This is a genomic window from Pseudomonas sp. GW823-FHT05G12 (genome assembly GCF_058795575.1).
This window is the reverse complement of record NZ_CM179501.1, coordinates 5,421,451-5,438,736: the sequence shown is the minus strand read 5'-3', so window position 1 is coordinate 5,438,736 and position 17,286 is coordinate 5,421,451. Positions and strand designations below refer to the sequence as shown.

Genomic DNA, 17,286 nt, shown 5'->3' with positions numbered 1-17,286 from the left:
TGGCAAAAGGAGTTGCTAATGTCCGCCCAACTAATCGCCGCCCAGGCCGACCTGAATTTCCTGCACAGTGACAGCGTAAAGCTCACTGACCCGATGACCGCCCTGCAAGCCTACTGCGCTATGACCTCGGACGTCCCCTACTGGCTGGCCCGGGCCTTCCGCATTCGCGACTTCATCTCACGCCGTTTCAATGTCGCCGATATCCACGGCTTCACTCGCGGCGATCCAACGCATGTGCCAGCCGTCGGTGAGCGCCTGGACTTCTTCACTGTCGAGGCCATCAGCGACCAGCAACTGGTCCTGACCTCGCGTGACACGCACCTGGCTGTGATGGTGAGCGTAGATCTAGATGAGCAGTGGGAAGGGTGTCAGCGCTTGAGCGTGACCACCTCGGTGCAGTGCTTCAACACCTTCGGTCGGCTTTACATGTTGCCGGTCGGCAAGGCCCATGGGCCAATTGTGCGGCGCATGCTGCGTAACATCTGATGGCCTGATCACCGGCAAGCCCCCACAGGTACAGCGCAGGCCCTGAGACCGGTGCTGTACCTGAGGGCAAGCCCGCGAAGAAGTTCATGCCTTGTTCAGATACATCCGCGTAGTGAGCAGATATACCGGCAACCCCGACACCACGATCAGCAATGCCGCATACGGCGCCGCCGCCGCGAACTCGACATTGGCCGTATGCGCCCACACTTCGGTGGCCAGGGTTGTCATGCCGGTCGGGCTGAGCAGCAGGGTAGCCGTCAGCTCTTTCATGGCATCCAGGAACACCAGTGCAAAGGCCGCTGCCATGGCCGGGAAGATGATCGGCAAGGTCACCCGGCAGAATGCGGCAAAGCTACTGGCGCCAAGGGTGCGCGCAGCTTCTTCCAGCGTTGGTGAGGCCTTGTTCAGTGCGGTGCGCACCGGCGACTGGGCCAGCGGCAGGAACAGCAGTGCATAGGCCAGCAACAACAGTGCCGTGGTCTGGTACAGCGCCGGCACGTAGTGCAGGGCGAAGAAAACCAGGGTCAGGGCAATCACCAGGCCGGGCAGGGCGTGCAGGAGGTAGGGCAGACGCTCAGCCCAAATCGCCAGGCGGCCTTTGTAGCGCACCACCAGGAAGCTGATAGGCAGAGCCAGCAGCACACAGAAGCCGGCACCGCCCAGCGACACCGACAGCGAGGTGAACAACGCCTTCGAGATGGCCGCCACCGGGAATGCCGCCGACGAACCCACGCTCAGCCAGTAACCGAGCATCGCCAGCGGAATGCCGCTGCCCAGCACCGCCAGGCCCACGCAGAACAGTTGCGCCAGCACCGCCCAGCCGTGCAGCCGCACCGGTTGCGCACGCCGCGCTACGCCCTGGCCGATGCGTACATGGCGGGCTTTGCCGCGCACCCGCAGTTCCAGCCACAGCATTGCCAGGCACATCGCCAGCAGCACGGCAGACAGCATGGCCGCGTTGGCGTTGCTGAACTCCAGTTCGAACTGCTGGTAGATCGCCGTGGTAAAGGTTTGAAGGCCGAGTATCGACAGCGCGCCAAACTCCACCAGCATATGCAGGGCAATCAGTAGCGCACCGCCGAGCATCGACGGCCACAGCAGTGGCAGGGTGACTTTGCTGAACACGCCCCAGCGGCTGCAACCCAGAGTGCGTGCCGACTCCTCCAGCGAGGTGTCGAGGTTGCGCAGGGTCGCAGCAACGGGCAGGAACACCAGCGGGTACTTGGACAGGGCCATGACCATGATCGCGCCACCCAGGCCTTCAAAGTCCGAACTCAGCGACACCCAGGTGAAGCTGCTGACGAACGACGGCACGGCGAATGGCAGGCATAGCACCACGCCCCACAACCGGCGGCCGGCCAGGTTGCTGCGCTCCAGCAGCCAGGCCAGTGCCAGGCCGACCACCATGCAGGTCAGCGTCACCCCGACCATCAGCAGCAGGGTGTTGCGCATCAGCCCCCAGACAAAGGGCCGCCACAGCAGGTGCAAGGCTTCGCGCCAGCCGGCTTCCCAGGCTTTGATGGCGACATAAGCCAGTGGCAGCAAGCTCATTGCCACTAGGAACAGCACAGGCAGCACTACCCAGATGGAAGGGCGCTTGCGGCGCGGTACGAAGCGTACCGGCACCGGTTCGGACAGGGCGGCAGTCATCAGAGCAAGCCGACCTCACGCTCAAGTTCGATGGCTTCCTCGGCATTGCCCAAGTCAGCTGGCGAGATCTTCGGCGGGCGCAGCTCGTCGAACGGTTTCAGGCCGCGGTCAGAAACCATGCCCTTGTGCAGCGGGTACTCGGCGGTGGTCTGGGTGATCACGCGCTGGCCTTCTTCGCTGGCCATCCAGTTGAGCAGGGCCTGGGCTTCTTTCGGGTGTTTGCTGGCCTTGACCACGCCTGCGCCGGAGATAGTGACCAGGTTGCCAGCATCGCCGTCGGCCAGGTAGTAGAGCTTGGTGTCCAGCTTGCCGCGTTCGCGTTCAAGCGCGTACCAGTAGTAGTTGTTGACCAGTACCGCAGCCACTTCACCTTTTTCCACGGCTTTGAGGGCGACCATGTTGTTGGTGTAGGTCTTGCCGAAGGCTTTCAGGCCGGTCAACCATTCTTCGGTGGCTTCGCGCCCGTGCATCTTCAGAATGGCCACGGCCTGCTCCTGGAACGCACCACTGGTAGGGACGTAGCCGACGCGGCCTTCCCACTCAGGGTTGGCGAAGTCCATCACCGTGGTCGGCAGGTCTTTCTCGTCGACTTTCTTCGGGTTGTACACCACGATGCGCGTACGGGCGGTGATACCCATCCAGGTGCCGTTCGCGCCAACGTACTCCTTGGGCATCATGTTCAGCGTGGCGTCGTCAATCTTGGCCAGCAGGCCCAGCTCGCCCAGGTTGTTCAGGGGCGGGGACTCTTCGGTATAGATGATGTCGGCCGGCGAACGATCACCTTCCTCGATGATCTGGCTGGCCAGCTGGTTGCTGCTGCCTTTGCGGATGTCGATGTGAATGCCGGTCTTGGCCTCATAGGCCTTGGCAATGGCTTCACCAATTTCCTTGTGCTGACCGTTGTACATGGTCAGCGTGACCGGTGCGTCTGCCATGGCGGCCGGAGCGCCGATGACCAGGCTCAGCACTGCGGCGGCCAGGGTACGCATCAGCGGTTGCGGGCGGATCGTCATGCGGGTACTTCCTCGCTTACGGCTACATATTTGGAAACAATGGTAAACGAAATTGTTTCTCAAGTGGCCGGGTGACGAGAAATTCATGGTCAGACCATGGTGCAAGGGGGGAGGGGGCACAAAAATCGCAGGCAAGAAAAAACCCACTAGCAAGCTAGTGGGTTTTTGTATGGTGCCCAGGAGAAGACTCGAACTTCCACGACCTTGCGGTCACTGATACCTGAAACCAGCGCGTCTACCAATTCCGCCACCTGGGCAAAGCTTTACATCATCTGCAGAAGGCGACTATCGTTCGCTTTCACACAGTAGTAACAGATCCTTGGTCATCTGCTACTTGAAAATACTTGGTGCCCAGGAGAAGACTCGAACTTCCACGACCTTGCGGTCACTGATACCTGAAACCAGCGCGTCTACCAATTCCGCCACCTGGGCACACATTCGAGGTTACTTGATGCTTTACAGCGTCGTTCATCTCTACTACAACTTCGGGGTTGTCCGTCGTTGTGGTGCGCACTATACGGACGCTCCCCAAGGCTGTAAAGCCCCCAATCGAAAAAAAATTCAAAAAATTCAACTTGTTGATTCCACAAGCCTATTTCTGCTGTTTATGCACTGCAGCGGGGGCTGTCCAAGGCAGACATTTCCGGTTTCAATACGCCTATGCCAGAATTCCTATCTATATACCCCAAGGTGAACCCCTTCTGATGGCCGATTGGCAATCCCTCGATCCCGAGGCCGCTCGCGAAGCGGAAAAATACGACAACCCCATTCCCAGCCGTGAGCTGATCCTGCAGCGTCTCGCCGACCGAGGCGAACCTGCTGCCCGCGAGGAGCTGGCAAAAGAGTTCGGTCTGTATGAAGAAGACCAGATCGAAGCCCTGCGCCGCCGCCTGCGTGCCATGGAGCGCGATGGCCAGCTTATCTATACCCGGCGCGGCACTTATGCCCCGGTAGACAAGCTGGACCTGATCTGTGGTCGCGTTTCCGGCCACCGCGACGGCTTCGGCTTCCTTATTCCCGATGACGGCAGCGAAGACCTGTTCCTCAGCCCGTCGCAGATGCGCCTGGTGTTCGACGGCGACCGCGGCTTGGCCCGCGTCTCCGGTGTCGACCGCCGTGGCCGCCGTGAAGGCGTGCTGGTCGAAGTCATCTCCCGTGCCCACGAAAGCGTGGTCGGCCGCTATTTCGAAGAAGGCGGCATCGGCTACGTGACCCCGGACAACCCGAAGATCCAGCAGGAAGTGCTGGTGACCGCCGGGCGCAACGGCGGTGCCAAGATCGGCCAGTTCGTCGAGATCAAGATCACCCACTGGCCAACGCCACGCTTCCAGCCGCAAGGCGATGTGGTCGAAGTCATCGGCAACTACATGGCGCCGGGCATGGAAATCGACGTTGCCCTGCGCAGCTACGACATTCCGCACGTCTGGCCCAATGATGTGGTCAAGGAAGCACGCAAGTTCCGCTCCGAAGTCGAGGAGAAGGACAAAGAGAAGCGTGTCGACCTGCGCCATCTGCCGTTCGTCACCATCGACGGTGAAGACGCCCGCGACTTCGACGATGCCGTTTATTGCGAACCGTTGGGCAAGCTGCGTCTGTTCTCCGGTGGCTGGCGTCTGTACGTGGCCATCGCTGACGTCTCCAGCTACGTGCGTCTGGGCTCTGCCCTGGATGTCGAAGCCCAGCAGCGCGGTAACTCGGTGTACTTCCCCGAGCGCGTGGTGCCGATGCTCCCCGAAGAGCTGTCCAACGGCCTGTGCTCGCTGAACCCGCATGTCGACCGGTTGGCCATGGTCTGTGAAATGACCATGAACAAAGCCGGCCAGATGGTCGACTATCAGTTCTACGAAGGCGTGATCCACTCCCATGCCCGCCTGACCTACAACAAGGTCAGCAGCATGCTCGAGCACTCGCGTACCCGTGAGGGCAAGGCGCTGCGCGAAGAGTACAGGGAGGTCGTGCCGGACCTGAAGAACCTGTACAACCTGTACAAGGTGCTGGTGGAGGCGCGCCACACCCGGGGTGCCATCGACTTCGAGACCCAGGAAACCCGCATCATCTTCGGCGAGGAGCGCAAGATCGCCGAAATCCGCCCGACCGTGCGCAACGACGCCCACAAGCTGATCGAGGAATGCATGCTGGCGGCCAACGTGGCCACCGCCGAGTTCCTGCAGAAGCACGGCGTACCGGCCCTGTACCGCGTGCACGACGGCCCGCCGCCGGAGCGCCTGGAAAAACTGCGCGCCTTCCTAGGCGAGTTGGGCCTTAGCCTGCACAAGGGCAAGGACCCGTCGCCGAAGGATTACCAGGCCCTGCTGGCGAGCATCGCCGGTCGCCCGGACTTCCACCTGATCCAGACGGTGATGCTGCGCTCGCTGAGCCAGGCCGTGTACAGCACCGAGAACAACGGCCACTTCGGCCTGAACTACGAGGCGTACACCCACTTCACCTCGCCGATCCGTCGTTACCCGGACCTGCTGGTGCATCGCGCCATCCGCAGCATCATCCGCTCCAAGGTCGATACTCCGCACGTCAAGCGTGCCGGCGCCATGAGCATTCCCAAGGCGCGTATCTACCCGTACGACGAAAACACCCTGGAGCAACTCGGCGAGCAGTGCTCGATGACCGAGCGCCGGGCCGACGAAGCCACCCGTGACGTGGTCAACTGGCTCAAGTGCGAGTTCATGAAAGACCGCGTGGGCGAGACCTTCCCGGGTGTGATCACTGCGGTGACCGGTTTCGGCCTGTTCGTCGAACTGACCGATATCTATGTAGAGGGCCTGGTGCACGTCAGTGCGTTGCCGGGTGACTACTACCACTTCGACCCGGTACACCATCGCCTGGCCGGCGAGCGCACCGGTCGCAGCTTCCGCTTGGGCGACACCATCGAAGTCAAGGTCATGCGTGTTGATCTGGATGAGCGCAAGATCGACTTCGAAGTGTCGGAAAAGACCCTCGCCGCACCGATCGGCCGCAAGCAGCGTGGCGCCGCGCCGGTTGCCGAAAAAGCCGAGCAGCAGCCGGCAACCGAAGCGAAAGCCACGCCCAAGCCGCGCAGCCGCAAGAGCGAAGCGTCCGAAGCGTACTTCCCCAAGGATGCTGTGCAGCGTAACGCTGAAGTGCGTAAAAGCCGCGAGATGAAGAAAGCGCTGATGACCGACGCGCGCAGCAGTGCTGGCAGCAAATCGGAGAAAGGTGGCAAGCCGTCCGGCAAACCGACCAAGCACCGTAAAGGCCCGCCGAAGTCCGGCGCACCACGCAAAAACAAGAGCAATTCATGAGTCAGCTGGAAAAAATCTACGGCGTACACGCCGTGCAGGCATTGCTGCAGCACCATCCAAAGCGGGTCAAGCAGATCTGGCTGTCGGAAGGGCGCAGCGAGCCACGCCTCGAGACCTTGCTGGCGCTGGCCGCGGAAAACCGCGTGCCGGTCGGCCAGGCCGAGCGCCGTGAGATGGATGCCTGGGTCGAAGGCGTGCACCAAGGCGTTGTAGCCGAGGTCAGTCCGAGCCAGGTGTGGGGCGAGCTGATGCTCGAAGAGCTGCTTGAGCGCACAGAAACGCCGCCGCTGATCCTGGTGCTGGACGGCGTGACCGACCCGCACAACCTCGGCGCTTGTCTGCGTACCGCGGATGCGGCCGGTGCCACGGCAGTGATCGTACCCAAGGACAAGTCCGCAACGCTGACGCCGGTTGTGCGAAAGGTGGCTTGTGGTGCGGCCGAAGTCATTCCGCTGGTGGCTGTGACCAACCTGGCGCGTACGCTTGAGAAGTTGCAGCAGCGTGGCCTGTGGGTAGTGGGTACTGCTGGCGAGGCCGAGCAGGAGATCTACCAGCAGGACCTGACCGGGCCACTGGTGATGATCATGGGGGCGGAAGGCAAGGGCATGCGTCGGCTCACCCGTGAGCATTGCGACTTCCTGGTGAAGTTACCGATGGCAGGTAGCGTCAGCAGCCTTAACGTGTCGGTGGCGACCGGGGTTTGCCTGTTCGAAGCCGTGCGTCAGCGTCAGGCCAAGCGCTGATTCTCAGGCCTGTTCCGGCCTCTTCGCGGGTGAACCCGCTCCTACAGGGTGATTGCGTTCCCCTGTAGGAGCGGGTTCACCCGCGAAGAGGCCCGCAGCCTGTAAATATGTTTCAGGCTGTTCAAATATTCACCAATCACCTTGCTTGTGCGCCCCGGCTTCTCTACAATTGCGCCCCTTGCCGAGCTGGCAGGCGCTCATGTGCCTCCCCTCCGTGCAAGACATACAGTGTCATTCACTCCTTGTCTGACCAGATTCACTGGCAGACTACTAACCCGTAAGGAGCATTCATGCGTCATTACGAAATCATCTTCCTGGTTCACCCGGACCAGAGCGAACAAGTCGGCGGCATGGTTGAGCGTTACACCAAGCTGATCGAAGAAGATGGTGGCAAAATCCACCGCTTGGAAGACTGGGGCCGTCGTCAACTGGCCTACGCAATCAACAATGTTCACAAGGCTCACTACGTGATGCTGAACGTTGAATGCACCGGCAAGGCCCTGGCCGAGCTGGAAGACAACTTCCGCTACAACGATGCCGTTATCCGTAACCTGGTCATCCGTCGCGACGAAGCCGTTACCGGCCAGTCCGAGATGCTGAAGGCTGAAGAGAACCGCAGCGAGCGCCGTGAGCGTCGCGAGCGTCCTGAGCATGCTGACTCCGCCGAAGGCGACGACAGCAATGACAGCGACTCCAGCGATAACGCTGACGAGTAATCCACGGACCTTTAGAGGAGCCTATTAAATGGCACGTTTCTTCCGTCGTCGTAAATTCTGCCGCTTCACTGCTGAAGACGTGAAAGAGATCGACTTCAAAGATCTCAACACCCTGAAAGCTTACGTATCCGAAACCGGCAAGATCGTTCCAAGCCGTATCACCGGTACCAAAGCTCGTTATCAGCGTCAGCTGGCTACCGCTATCAAGCGCGCCCGCTTCCTGGCCCTGCTGCCCTACACCGACAGCCACGGCCGCTGAGACCGGGTCGTCGACAAGCAGTAAGGGATTAGCATGCGAGCGTTAGCAAGTTTCATCATGCGCGGTCGTGTGCAGGCCACCCTCGTGGTGGTCATCAGCGCGGTACTGCCGCTGCTGTTCTGGTTGAGTGCCGCTGCCGGCAGCCTCGTGCTGCTGCGGCGTGGGTTCAAGGATGCTACATCGGTCATCGCCGGCGGCTTGCTGGCCGGGCTGGCCGTGTGGGTCATGGGCGATCCCATCACCTTTCTGGTGATCGCGGGTGCCTTGGCCTTGGCCGCCATGTTGCGTGCCGAGCACCCCTGGAGCCGGGTGTTGCTCGCCAGTGCCGTGTTCGCCGTGGCTTTCAGCCTCGTGCTTGATCTGGCGCTGGCGCAAACCTTCGATGTGCTGGCCAAGGCGTTTGCCGAAGCCATGCCGAAAATCGAAGGGCAACCGGTGCTCTCCGGTGAGCTGATCCGCCCTGTGCTGGTCGCTTCCACAGCAGTGACGGTGCAATTGTTCAGTGTGCTGGCGTTGATGCTGGCGCGCTATTGGCAGGCAGCGTTGTACAACCCTGGAGGCTTCGGTCGCGAATTTCGCGAACTGAAGTTGCCGAAACAGACCATGGCGGTCTTGGTGGCAGTGATGGTGGTGGCGCCGTTTATCGGCCCGCAGTTCATCATCCTGGCATCGGCTTCCAGCCTGGTACTGGTGCTGGCCGGCATCGCCTTGATGCACGGGCTGGTGGCACAGGGCCGACTGGCCGGTTTCTGGCTGGTGGGGATGTACGTGACGCTACCGCTGATCATGCAGCTGATTTATCCGTTGCTGATGGTTTTGGCCATTGTCGACAGCCTGATTGATTTTCGCGGTCGCAAGTCCCCTCCGGGGAAAGACTCCGCGAACGGTGAAGGTTAAAAGTTAAGAGGTTTTACCAAATGGAACTGATCCTGCTGGAAAAAGTCGCTAACCTGGGCAACCTGGGCGACAAAGTAAAAGTTAAGGCTGGTTACGGCCGTAACTTCCTGCTGCCATTCGGCAAGGCCACCGTTGCCAACGCCGCCAACCTGGCTGCGTTCGAAGAGCGTCGTGCCGAGCTGGAAAAAGCAGCCGCTGACAAGAAAGCTTCGGCTGAAAGCCGCGCTGCCCAACTGGCCGAGCTGGAAGTGACCATCACTGCCACCGCTGGCGACGAAGGCAAGCTGTTCGGTTCGATCGGCACCCACGACATCGCTGACGCCCTGACCGCCTCCGGCGTTGAAGTGGCCAAGGCTGAAGTTCGTCTGCCGAACGGCACCATCCGTCAGGTTGGCGAATACGACGTAGCCGTGCACCTGCACAGCGACGTTGAAGCCACCGTACGCGTGGTCGTCGTAGCTGCCTAAGCTGCGCTAACTGGCTGGCTCCTTGCGAGTCAGGCGGTTAACATCGGGCACGGTCCTGTTTTCGACAGGCCGTGCCCTTTGTCTTTTTCATCCTCCAGAATTCTTTCGTGGCCATGAACGAGATCACCACCTCCGAACAGCTTGACCTGCAAACCGCAGCCCTGAAGGTACCGCCGCATTCCATCGAGGCCGAACAGGCCGTGCTCGGTGGCCTGATGCTGGACAACAATGCCTGGGAGCGGGTGCTGGACCAGGTGTCGGACGGCGATTTCTACCGGCATGACCACCGGCTGATCTTCCGCGCTGTGCACAAGTTGGCCGACGCCAACCAGCCATTCGACGTGGTGACCCTGCACGAGCAGTTGGACAAGGAAGGCCTGTCCTCGCAGATCGGCGGTTTGGCTTACCTGGCCGAGCTGGCCAAGAACACCCCTTCGGTGGCCAACATCAAGGCCTACGCCGCGATCATTCGCGAGCGGGCCACGTTGCGCCAGCTGATCAGCATCAGTACCGACATCGCCGACAACGCGTTCAACCCGCAGGGGCGCAACGCTGCCGAGATTCTCGACGATGCCGAGCGGCAGATCTTCCAGATTGCCGAGGCGCGGCCAAAAACCGGCGGCCCGGTGGGCGTCAACGAACTGTTGACCATGGCCATCGATCGCATCGATACGCTGTTCAACTCCGACAGCGACATCACCGGTATTTCCACCGGGTACACCGATCTCGACGAAAAGACCAGCGGCCTGCAGGCGGCGGACTTGATCATCGTCGCCGGCCGTCCGTCGATGGGTAAGACCACCTTCGCCATGAACCTGGTGGAAAACGCCGTACTGCGGACCGACAAGGCGGTGCTGGTGTTCTCCCTCGAGATGCCAGGGGAGTCGCTGATCATGCGTATGCTTTCGTCTCTGGGTCGTATCGACCAGACCAAGGTCCGTTCCGGTCAGCTGGATGACGACGACTGGCCGCGCCTGACCTCGGCAGTGAACCTGCTCAACGACCGAAAATTGTTCATCGACGATACGGCGGGTATCAGCCCCTCGGAAATGCGCGCGCGTACCCGCCGCCTGGCCCGTGAGCATGGTGAAATCGCCATGATCATGGTCGACTACCTGCAGCTGATGCAGATTCCGGGGTCGGCCGGTGACAACCGTACCAACGAAATTTCCGAGATTTCCCGCTCGCTCAAGGCCCTGGCCAAGGAATTCAACTGCCCGGTCATTGCCCTTTCGCAGCTGAACCGCTCGCTGGAACAGCGCCCGAACAAACGCCCGGTGAACTCCGACTTGCGTGAATCCGGTGCAATCGAGCAGGACGCCGACGTGATCATGTTCGTGTACCGCGACGAGGTGTACCACCCCGAGACCGAGCACAAGGGCGTGGCGGAAATCATCATCGGCAAACAGCGTAACGGCCCCATCGGCTTCGTGCGTTTGGCGTTTATCGGCAAGTACACCCGGTTCGAGAACTTGGCGCCGGGGATGTACAACTTTGATGATGATGAATAACCCATTGAGCTAGCAAGGCCGCTCCTACAAGGTTTGTGGTGCGCCTGCTAGCTCTGAAATCTGAGCGATGTTCGTTTGCCCTTGGCTGATGATCCGCCCCTCGCTCAGGGTGATCACCCGGTCAAACCGCGACAGTGCGCTCTGATCATGCGTCACGCAAATCAGCCCTCGCCCTTTAAGTGCTTCGAACAACAGGTCCCAGGTACGCTCTGCCGACGCGGCATCGAGCCCGGCTGTGGGTTCGTCAAAGAAATTGAATTCCCCAGGCTGATTAAGAAGGCGTAGCAGCGTCAGCCTGCGTGCTTCGCCGCCCGATATCGATTCTGCGCGTGCATCCAGATCAAGTTCGTACCAGTCTTTGCTCAGGCCCAACCGTTCAAGCCATCGTTCGATTTGAGCGCGATCATGAGCTTGCTCGAACAGCACCGCGCGGGGCAGGGGGCCGGGTATGAAATGCGCATCCTGAGGGCAGAGTCGTAATCGACTGAATTGTTCACTAGCGTCGAGCGACGCCAGGCACCTGCCGTGCAGCTGCACATTCTTGCGCAACGGGAATATCGTTCCCGCCAGCGTATGCAGAAGTGTCGATTTACCACATCCGCTGGGCCCGATCAGTGCGACCCGTTCTCCTTTGTGCAGTACCAAGGGTTCTTCGATGTGAAGTTGTACAGTATCTCGAGCGCTCAACTGGCACGGGGCGATGCTTAGGCCAGCGTCCTTGTCTTGGGACTTCGCCTCAGTAGTGCATGCTGGGCCGAACGAGGGGAGCTGGAGCCAGTGTTCGAGTTTGCGTTTGTCTAGCCGAAACTGGTCTAGCAATCGCCAGGCCTCAGCAAGTTGCGCAACCCCTGCCAGCAATCCGCTCACCAAGGTGAAGAGAGCAACCAGCTCGCCCAGGCTCAATTGCGGTGTTGCCAGAGCCTGATCATGGATACCCCACATGAGCAAACCGCCACTGCCCAGGCCTATGAACAGGGTGCGCAGGCTCTGAATCCAACCCCCACTGTGAGCTACCTGCACTGCTGAGTCGGCATAGTGCGAAAGTGTCTGGTTGACCGGGAGCATTGCGGCATCCTCGGCCTTTTCCAGTTTGACCGTTGCCGCGCTGGCGAAGGTATCGACCCATTGTTCCGCCAGTTCATCCTCGCGCGCGTTCACTGCCTCGATATGTGGCCGGCGCCAGCGCACCAGGCGATCGTTGGCCCACAGGTAGGCCAGGCTCAAAGGGATGAGGCCGATCAATACCGAAGTAGCCCCCAGGTAAGCGAAGAGCGTTATCAGCACTGCAGCTTCGGCTAGCACCGGCCATGCCGAGCCAATCAGAAAGCCTAACCACCGCTCCTGTGCGGTAATGCCCCTATCCAGTACTTTTACCAGTGTTCCGCCATGGAGTTGTCCATAGGCCTCGAAGCGCTTGTCCAGCAATTCGCGGCACCAGCGGATGGAAAGTTGCTTCACGCGTTCCTGGCAAAGCCGCGCCAGGCACCAGGCTTGTAGAGGGGTCATTGAGGCTTGTAATGCGACAAGGCATATGAAGGCTCCTAGCAGAAGCTGGGAAGACGCGGCTGAGGTGGCCAGGTTGTCAATGATGTCGGCCAAGACTAGAGCAGGTACGACGGTCGCGATTTTCAGGAGCAGTGTCGCGCCGAGGGCGGCGAGAATTCCTCTATAGATTTGCATGTCATTGCCTTATGCCTTTGAGTGCACTCTGTGGCGCGACTGGAATACCTGATCTGATCAGGTGGAAGCGTTCAAGTCCGGGTATGAACACCTGAACAACCGTAGCGAGATTCGGGTGCTCATAAAGTGTGCGATAGAATGCGACCTTATTATGTTTTTCCAAGTTGATCAGTGTTCGCTTGACTTGCCCGCGCACGCTGAGATCGGTATGCGGAGGGTGAAAAGCGGGTACAGCATATGTGGGGCATGGGTGTATAAGTGCTGAAAGGCGGGTTGAATGAGTAAGCATTTTTTCAGCAGAGAGATCTTCTTGTTTTTCTGTGGCCCCAGAAAGCTGCTCGCACTGAATCTGTTCCGTTACGGCGCGGTACATTGCAATGGAGGGGTTGATGGAGCTGCCGGAGCCAATGCTGCTGAGTGAGCCTTCTTTTTTACTACGAGAAACAGCAATGCAAAATGGAACTTCGTAGAAGTCGTGCGTCAAGTATATTTCTAGTTTTTTGGCTCGGCGGAGAAGCTCGGTATCATGGGCAAATGTTTCTTCCAGAAAATAACTCGAAGGTTGGTAAAGTTTGGGTGGGGAAGTCAGGCCACAAAGTGATAGGTAGTACATAGAAAGTGCGTGACGTTCGATAGTTTCATTGATGGCGTGGAGCAGAGCCTCGTTCTCCGTGCAGCCAAGTGCTGTACCAGAGTTAGTCGAATATTTGGAAAGAAAGCCCGCTGCAGTTTTTTCGATTTCATCAATGTTTCTGGAGGAAGGTGCTATCAATATCGCGGGAATGGCTATTTCGTCGTAGCTGTTCAATGCCTGAAGACTGAAATAAGGTATTCGGCAATCCGGGGGAATGGATTTTAGGAGCCAATCGTCAAATGGGGCTATCGATTGCAAAATTTGGTCGCTTTCGATGAGTGGTGGAGTGCTCTTGTCGACGAAGTAATGCTCTAGGCTCTCGGCAAGGGCTCCTAGTTCGCAATGTTCCCCTTTTCCTGCCCCGCAAGAAACTTCTTTGTAGGCGCTGTCGTATAAGTGGCATGTGGCGACCAGGCTACTCTTTTTTGATAGTGCTGTTTCCGATTGAAGCCCTAAGTGATGATGCAGCCTTGTCAGCCGGTTGTAGGCCTCTTCTATGTTCAGCTCGCGTTCGGTGATCATGTTCTGCTCCTTGGTAGAGCCAGAAGGGGCTAAGCCCCTTCTGGTTTGTCACTTACAGAAGGTTGAGAAATTCAACCTCGGACTCGGTGAATGTGTAGTTCATCACGCGTGGGATCTGCAGAGTGTGGATTTCAGAACGACGACGTCCCATGGCTAATGCTCCTATAGAGTTGGTTTGAGTGCGCCTTTCAGCGCGTCACTGTTGTAGCACTTGTTTTTTTTGGGGTTCAAGATCTTCTCGGGATTTGTTGAGGAAAGTTAATGTAGGATTTTTTACTAAGACTAGAAGGTTGATTCCTACAATTCTTAATAGATAAAGAAAAAAGCACCAATAATTAGCTGGTTAGCACTTTCTCAGGGTGGGGTAGGCTAAACATTCAGTAAAAATCTGAAGGAATTGCGATCGCTCAGCAGGGGGCGCGATCGCCATCGGTCTAAGCAGGCTCAGGTTTTCCTGTGAGTAATCGCCTTGCCCCGATCCACTCCACGATCCCCCTTTTCTTGAAGACAACCCGATGCAGGGGCAGGGGCCTGCTGTAAGGCTTCGTTGATTGCCTGGGCTGGCCCTTTCGCGGGTGAACCCGCTCCTACAGGTTCACCATAGGCTTCAAGAGTTGCACCGTACCTGTGGGAGCGGGTTTACCCCACCCGTTGTTCCGCATCGAGCCCGGGATCCAGTGTAGAGACGCCCGCGAGCAGTCTTCGGAGTTGATGGGCTATGTGCGCGAACTGACCATCACCGGGTTGATGGATGAGAAGCCGATGATGATCTGGGCTGCCCATTACCTGAGTGCGATGGCCAAGGCGCTGATGGATGATGCTGAGCTGTGGATGAGGCAGTGAGGGGTTGGCTTCAGGTTGCATGAAGGCCGCCAGGAGTTCGCCGCAACAGTTTCAGCGCCTATGAGATCGAGCGCCGCCCGCGCGGCGCTTGATCTCACAGGCGCTGCAAGGATTCTGTCGAACACCTGGCAACCCCACTACACCCCTCAAGCCAACCACCTGCCACGTCCATCCCCCAACCGTCGCCCCGCCCACCAATCCCCACGAATCCAGTCGGATTTGGTCAAAATTTGTGCTATATTCCGCGCCCGCGATTTCCCTGCACACCAGAACCGGTCACTGACATGCAAGCAGCCAAACCACTCTACGACTATCCCAAGTACTGGGCCGAATGCTTCGGGCCAGCACCTTTCCTGCCAATGAGCAGGGAGGAGATGGATCTGCTCGGCTGGGATTCCTGCGACATCATCATCGTGACCGGTGATGCCTACGTCGACCATCCGTCGTTCGGCATGGCCATCATTGGCCGTCTGCTGGAGGCCCAGGGCTTCCGCGTGGGCATCATCGCCCAGCCGAACTGGCAGTCAAAAGACGACTTCATGAAGCTCGGCGAACCGAACCTGTTCTTCGGCGTGGCCGCCGGTAACATGGACTCGATGATCAACCGCTACACCGCGGACAAGAAGATCCGTTCCGACGATGCCTACACCCCGGGTGGTCTGGCCGGCAGCCGTCCGGACCGTGCCAGCCTGGTGTACAGCCAGCGCTGCAAGGAGGCCTACAAGCATGTGCCGATCGTGCTCGGCGGCATCGAGGCTTCGCTGCGCCGCATCGCCCACTACGACTACTGGCAGGACAAGGTTCGTCACTCGATCCTGATCGACGCCAGCGCGGACATCCTGCTGTTCGGCAACGCCGAGCGTGCGGTGGTCGAGGTGGCCCAGCGCCTGTCCAACGGTGAGAAGATCGAGACCATCACCGACGTACGCGGCACCGCCTTCGTGCGCCGCGATACCCCGCAGGGCTGGTACGAGATCGACTCCACCCGTATCGACCGCCCGGGGCGCGTCGACAAGATCATCAACCCGTACGTGAACACCCAGGACACCCAGGCCTGCGCCATCGAACAGGCCAAGGGCGACCAGGAAGACCCGAACGAAGCCAAGGTGGTGCAGATTCTCGACAGCCCGGCCGTGACCCGGGAAAAGTCGGTGATCCGCCTGCCATCGTTCGAAAAGGTGCGTAACGACCCGGTGCTCTATGCCCATGCCAACCGCGTGCTGCACCTGGAGACCAACCCGGGCAACGCCCGCGCGCTGGTGCAGAAGCATGGTGAAGTGGATGTGTGGTTCAACCCGCCACCCATCCCCATGAGCACCGAGGAAATGGACTACGTGTTCGGCATGCCTTACGCCCGTGTGCCGCACCCGGCCTATGGCAAGGAGCGCATCCCGGCCTACGAGATGATCCGTTTCTCGGTGAACATCATGCGTGGCTGCTTCGGTGGCTGTACCTTCTGCTCGATCACCGAGCACGAAGGCCGCATCATCCAGAACCGCTCGCACGAGTCGATCCTGCACGAAATCGAAGAGATGCGTGACAAGGTGCCGGGCTTCACCGGCGTGGTCTCGGACCTTGGCGGGCCGACTGCCAACATGTACCGCATCGCCTGCAAAAGCCCCGAGATCGAGAAGCACTGCCGCAAACCGTCGTGCGTGTTCCCGGGCATCTGCGAAAACCTCAATACCGACCACAGCTCGTTGATCGAGCTGTACCGCAAGGCCCGTGCCTTGCCGGGTGTGAAAAAGATCCTGATTGCTTCCGGCCTGCGCTACGACCTGGCAGTGGAATCGCCGGAGTACGTCAAGGAACTGGTCACCCACCACGTTGGCGGCTACCTGAAGATTGCCCCGGAGCACACCGAGCGTGGCCCGCTGGACAAGATGATGAAGCCGGGTATCGGCACCTACGACCGCTTCAAGCGCATGTTCGAGAAGTTCTCGAAAGAAGCGGGTAAGGAGCAGTACCTGATCCCGTACTTCATTGCCGCGCACCCCGGTACCACCGACGAAGACATGATGAACCTGGCCCTGTGGCTGAAGGGCAACGGCTTCCGCGCCGACCAGGTACAGGCGTTCTACCCGTCGCCAATGGCCTCGGCCACGGCCATGTACCACTCAGGCAAGAACCCGCTGCGCAAGGTGACCTACAAGAGCGAAGGGGTGGAGATCGTCAAGAGCGACGAGCAACGCCGTCTGCACAAGGCGTTCTTGCGCTATCACGACCCGAAGGGCTGGCCGATGCTGCGTGAAGCGCTGCAGCGAATGGGCCGCGCCGACCTGATCGGGCCGGGCAAGCACCAACTGATCCCGCTGCACCAGCCGCAGACCGATACTTATCAGAGCGCGCGCCGGAAGAACTCGACCCCTGCAGGTAGCCACAAGGTGGGCAAGGATCAGAAGATCCTCACCCAGCACACCGGCCTGCCGCCGCGTGGCAGTGATGGCAGCAAGCCGTGGGACAAGCGCGAGAAGGCCAAGGCCGAAGCGTTTGCGCGTAACCAGCAGGCGGCCAAGGAGCGCAAAGAGGCGAGCAAGGGCGGCAAGGGCAACAAGAAGCCGCGTCAGCCTGTCATTCCCCGCTGATC

General features: G+C 59.6%; 14 protein-coding genes and 2 tRNA genes. 10 read left to right on the top strand and 6 right to left on the bottom strand.

Annotated elements, in window-relative coordinates; all coding sequences use genetic code 11:
* Nucleotides 1-18: 18 nt before the first annotated feature.
* Nucleotides 19-486, top strand: coding sequence for a DUF2867 domain-containing protein (locus AC3RCM_RS24845; RefSeq protein WP_104962642.1), 468 nt, complete (start codon nucleotides 19-21; stop codon nucleotides 484-486).
* 84 nt (nucleotides 487-570) lie between these two features.
* Here the strand turns inward: AC3RCM_RS24845 and AC3RCM_RS24840 are convergent, their stop codons facing one another.
* The 4 genes from AC3RCM_RS24840 to AC3RCM_RS24825 form a co-directional block, all read right to left on the bottom strand.
* Nucleotides 571-2,136 (bottom strand): ABC transporter permease, encoded by a 1,566-nt coding sequence (locus AC3RCM_RS24840; protein ID WP_409320337.1) that lies wholly within the window; start codon nucleotides 2,134-2,136, stop codon nucleotides 571-573.
* Nucleotides 2,136-3,149 carry an extracellular solute-binding protein gene (locus AC3RCM_RS24835; protein ID WP_003249550.1) on the bottom strand — a complete coding sequence of 338 codons (1,014 nt, stop codon included), beginning with the start codon at nucleotides 3,147-3,149 and terminating at the stop codon, nucleotides 2,136-2,138. The genes AC3RCM_RS24840 and AC3RCM_RS24835 overlap by 1 nt, the downstream gene beginning before the upstream one ends.
* Before the next feature lie 170 nt (nucleotides 3,150-3,319).
* Nucleotides 3,320-3,406: transfer RNA gene (locus AC3RCM_RS24830), tRNA-Leu, on the bottom strand.
* 88 nt (nucleotides 3,407-3,494) lie between these two features.
* Nucleotides 3,495-3,581 (bottom strand) — tRNA-Leu (locus AC3RCM_RS24825).
* A gap of 272 nt (nucleotides 3,582-3,853) precedes the next feature.
* Between AC3RCM_RS24825 and rnr the strand changes: the two genes are divergently transcribed.
* The 7 genes from rnr to dnaB all read left to right on the top strand — a co-directional run bounded on the left by rnr (nucleotide 3,854) and on the right by dnaB (nucleotide 11,020).
* Nucleotides 3,854-6,427: a ribonuclease R gene (rnr, locus tag AC3RCM_RS24820; protein ID WP_064492370.1), complete on the top strand. Its 2,574-nt coding sequence runs from the start codon at nucleotides 3,854-3,856 to the stop codon at nucleotides 6,425-6,427.
* Nucleotides 6,424-7,170: a 23S rRNA (guanosine(2251)-2'-O)-methyltransferase RlmB gene (gene rlmB, locus AC3RCM_RS24815; RefSeq protein WP_003249554.1), complete on the top strand. Its 747-nt coding sequence runs from the start codon at nucleotides 6,424-6,426 to the stop codon at nucleotides 7,168-7,170. Before rnr ends, rlmB begins: the two co-directional genes overlap by 4 nt.
* Before the next feature lie 290 nt (nucleotides 7,171-7,460).
* The gene (gene rpsF, locus AC3RCM_RS24810; RefSeq protein WP_003249557.1) at nucleotides 7,461-7,886 is read left to right on the top strand and encodes a 30S ribosomal protein S6; all 426 of its coding nucleotides are present in this window, start codon (nucleotides 7,461-7,463) and stop codon (nucleotides 7,884-7,886) included.
* A 28-nt stretch (nucleotides 7,887-7,914) separates the two neighbouring features.
* Nucleotides 7,915-8,145 (top strand): 30S ribosomal protein S18, encoded by a 231-nt coding sequence (rpsR, locus tag AC3RCM_RS24805; RefSeq protein ID WP_003249563.1) that lies wholly within the window; start codon nucleotides 7,915-7,917, stop codon nucleotides 8,143-8,145.
* A gap of 33 nt (nucleotides 8,146-8,178) precedes the next feature.
* Nucleotides 8,179-9,042 carry a hypothetical protein gene (locus tag AC3RCM_RS24800; protein ID WP_003249565.1) on the top strand — a complete coding sequence of 288 codons (864 nt, stop codon included), beginning with the start codon at nucleotides 8,179-8,181 and terminating at the stop codon, nucleotides 9,040-9,042.
* 20 nt (nucleotides 9,043-9,062) lie between these two features.
* The gene (gene rplI / locus AC3RCM_RS24795; RefSeq protein ID WP_003249568.1) at nucleotides 9,063-9,509 is read left to right on the top strand and encodes a 50S ribosomal protein L9; all 447 of its coding nucleotides are present in this window, start codon (nucleotides 9,063-9,065) and stop codon (nucleotides 9,507-9,509) included.
* A 113-nt stretch (nucleotides 9,510-9,622) separates the two neighbouring features.
* Nucleotides 9,623-11,020, top strand: a complete 1,398-nt coding sequence (dnaB, locus tag AC3RCM_RS24790; RefSeq protein ID WP_003249571.1) for a replicative DNA helicase — start codon at nucleotides 9,623-9,625, stop codon at nucleotides 11,018-11,020.
* 24 nt (nucleotides 11,021-11,044) lie between these two features.
* On the opposite strand, the gene AC3RCM_RS24785 is transcribed toward dnaB, so the two are convergent.
* Nucleotides 11,045-12,700 carry an ATP-binding cassette domain-containing protein gene (locus AC3RCM_RS24785; RefSeq protein WP_104886987.1) on the bottom strand — a complete coding sequence of 552 codons (1,656 nt, stop codon included), beginning with the start codon at nucleotides 12,698-12,700 and terminating at the stop codon, nucleotides 11,045-11,047.
* Nucleotide 12,701: 1 nt separating this feature from the next.
* The gene (locus tag AC3RCM_RS24780; protein ID WP_492629234.1) at nucleotides 12,702-13,856 is read right to left on the bottom strand and encodes a YcaO-like family protein; all 1,155 of its coding nucleotides are present in this window, start codon (nucleotides 13,854-13,856) and stop codon (nucleotides 12,702-12,704) included.
* 627 nt (nucleotides 13,857-14,483) lie between these two features.
* Between AC3RCM_RS24780 and AC3RCM_RS24775 the strand changes: the two genes are divergently transcribed.
* On the top strand, nucleotides 14,484-14,699 hold the full coding sequence (locus AC3RCM_RS24775; protein ID WP_019438726.1) for a DUF3077 domain-containing protein: 216 nt from the start codon (nucleotides 14,484-14,486) through the stop codon (nucleotides 14,697-14,699).
* A 284-nt stretch (nucleotides 14,700-14,983) separates the two neighbouring features.
* A complete protein-coding gene (locus AC3RCM_RS24770; RefSeq protein WP_014592586.1) occupies nucleotides 14,984-17,284 on the top strand; it encodes a YgiQ family radical SAM protein in 2,301 nt (766 codons plus the stop codon).
* Nucleotides 17,285-17,286 lie beyond the last annotated feature (2 nt).